Source organism: Thermosulfurimonas sp., from assembly GCF_015491435.1.
GTDB lineage: Bacteria > Desulfobacterota > Thermodesulfobacteria > Thermodesulfobacteriales > Thermodesulfobacteriaceae > Thermosulfurimonas_A.
The window spans coordinates 1-2,786 of record NZ_WFVX01000159.1; the positions used below are offsets into that span (position 1 = coordinate 1).

3 protein-coding genes are annotated in these 2,786 nt (G+C 62.7%); all 3 read right to left on the bottom strand.

Annotated elements, in window-relative coordinates:
• Positions 1-86: 86 nt before the first annotated feature.
• Positions 87-977 (bottom strand): UDP-N-acetylmuramate dehydrogenase, encoded by an 891-nt coding sequence (gene murB, locus F8J34_RS07170; RefSeq protein WP_297057700.1) that lies wholly within the window; start codon positions 975-977, stop codon positions 87-89.
• A gap of 1 nt (position 978) precedes the next feature.
• Entirely contained in the window at positions 979-2,364 is a 1,386-nt protein-coding gene (murC, locus tag F8J34_RS07175; protein WP_297057703.1) for a UDP-N-acetylmuramate--L-alanine ligase, read from the bottom strand.
• On the bottom strand, positions 2,357-2,786 hold a 430-nt coding region (locus F8J34_RS07180; RefSeq protein WP_297057705.1), incomplete at its 5' end, for a glycosyltransferase. The genes murC and F8J34_RS07180, both read right to left, overlap by 8 nt.

A 2,786-nucleotide genomic window follows, 5' to 3' on the forward strand; every position in this document is an offset into this window, starting at 1 on the left:
GATTCACCCGGTGCAGAAAAAGCCAGCCCCCCAGGAAAAAGACCCCCAGACCCAATATCCCCGCAACAAGTTTAAGCCAGCCCCTCCTACGCCCGAACAACCCTGACCTCCGTCTGAAGCAGGATTCCGAAGCGGTGAAAGACCCTCTCCCGGGCCTCCTCCATCAAATCCAGGATATCCTGACTGCGCGCCCCTCCCTCGTTGACAATGAAATTGGCGTGCCGGGGACTTATCCGGGCTCCCCCCCGCCTTTTGCCTTTGAGCCCGACCCTTTCGATGAGCCAGCCCGCCGGGGGCCCGGTATCCGGATTGAGAAAGGCACTGCCGAAGGAAGGCTGCCCCAGGGGTTGTTTGCACCGGCGCTCCCGGATTAAGGCCTTCACCCTCTCCCGCACCTCCGGGGGGGAAGCCGGAAGGAGACGCACCACCGCCTTGGCCACCAGGCCCTCGGGGACCAGCCGGCGGTAACGGAAGGAGAGCCCGGTGCGCTCCACCTTTCGGAGCCCCCGGGAGTCGAGGAACCAGACCTCCTCCACCAGGGTTCCGGTGGTCTGCCCGAAGGCCCCGGCATTCATGCGGATGGCACCGCCCAGGGTGGCCGGCACGCCGGCCAGAAACTCGAAGCCCCGGAAACCTCTCTTTAGTCCGTAAGCTATGAGCGCCGCCACCGGGGTTCCGCAGAGCACCTCCAGGCGTCCGGGAGAGAGTTCCCGAAAACCGGAGAGATGACGAAGATTGATCACCACCCCGGAAAACCCTTCATCCGGGAAAAGGACCTTGCTGCCCCCGGCCAGAAGGAAATAGGGGACCCCGCGACGCTGAAGGTAAAGCCAGAGTTTTTCCAGTTCGCCCAGGGTCCGCGGAAAGACCATCAGGGCGGCTCTTCCCCCGGTGCGCACGGTGGTATAACGCCGCAGGCTCACTCCTTCTTTGGTGGTCAGCCCCATGCTGCGCAAGTCTTCGGCCAGAGTCCGCATCTCAGGCTACCTGCACCATCCTGGTTTCCCGGAGCAGATCCTCTCCCACCCGATACACATCCCCGGCCCCCAGAGTAATCACCAGATCCCCGGGGGAGAGGAAGAACTCCACCTGAGCCCGCACCGCCTCCAGATCGGGGGCATAAAGGGTGGGCCTGGCTCCGCGAATACGTTTTACCGCCCGATAAAAACTCTCTCCGGTTACCCCGGGAAGCGGCCTTTCGGAGGCCGGATAGATCTCGGTAAGAAAAAGGATATCGGGCTCACACAGCACCTGTACGAATTCTCGCCAGAGGGCGCGGGTGCGGGTGTAACGGTGGGGCTGGAATACCGCCAGGATGCGGCGCTCCGGGAAAAGCTCCCTCAGGGTGCGCAGGGTGGCCCGCAGTTCCCGGGGATGGTGGGCATAGTCGTCAAAGACCGGTACATCATAAACCTCGCCCTTGAACTCCAGCCTCCTCCCCACGCCCCGAAAACTGGATAGTCCCTTAAGGATATCCTCAAAGGTAAGTCCCAGGAATAGTCCCACCCCGATGGCGGCCAGGGCATTCTCCGCGTTGTGAAGCCCGGGGACCGGAAGCCGAAAGTCGCCCAGGAGACGACCCCGGAAATTCACCCTTACCCGGGGAAAGGCCTCCCGGGAGATGACCTCGCCCCGGAGTTCGGCCTCGGAGGTGAAACCATAGGTCAAAAACCTTCCGGAAACCCCGGGGAGGATCTCTCGGATCCCGGGATCATCCGCACAGAGCACCAGGGCCCCCTCCGGAGATACCCGGTGGGTAAACCGAAGGAAGGCCCTCTTGATGGCCTCGAAATCGGCGTAAAAGTCCAGATGTTCGCGATCTATGTTGGTTATCACCGCTATGTAAGGGCGCAACATAAGAAAGGACCCGTCGCTTTCGTCGGTTTCAGCTACCAGATACTCGCCCTTTCCCAGACAGGCATTCACCCCCAGGTTGTTCACCCTTCCCCCCACGGCCACGGTGGGATCGAGCCCCGCTCCGGAGAGCACCGCCGCGATCATGGAGGCGGTGGTGGTTTTGCCGTGGGAGCCGGCCACGGCGATACTTTTGGGATGGGAGGCCATGATCTCGGCCAGCATCTCCGCCCGGGGAAGCACCGGGATCCCGTGCCGGCGGGCGGCTTCGAGTTCGGGATGGTGAGGCGAAATGGCCGAGGAATAGACCACCACCTCGCAACCCTCCAGATGGGAGGGGTGATGGCCGTAAAAGACCTCTATCCCCTCGCGAACCAGGGCCTCGGTGGTGGCGGTGCGTCTCAGGTCACAGCCCGAAACCCTGGCCCCCAGGGCCTTGAGCAACCGAGCCAGACCGCTCATTCCCACCCCACCCACACCTATAAGATGGAAGGTTCGATCCTTAAACATGGGTTAAGACCTCCATTTCTCGGACAATGGTCTCCGCCGCCCCGGGCCGAAAGAGGGCCCGGGCCCTCTGCCCCATGGAAGCCAATCGGTCCGGGTCCGAAAGCAGGGCGGAAACCTCCTCGGCCAGTTTCTCCGGGGTAATCTCTCCCTCGCGAAAGAGAAGGGCCCCTCCGGCTTCCACCACCACCCGGGCGTTCTTTTCCTGATGTCCGTGAGTGGCGTAAGGAAAGGGGATAAAGACAGCCGGTTTACCCAGGGCGCAGATCTCGGCCACGGTGGTGGCCCCGGCCCGGGAAATCACCAGATCCGCCTGGGCATAGGCCCAGGCCATATCCCGAATAAAAGCCTTCACCCGCACCGCAAGCCCCCTTTTCCGGTAGGCCTCCTGTACCCAGGCCTCGTCCCTCTCCCCGGTCTGATGA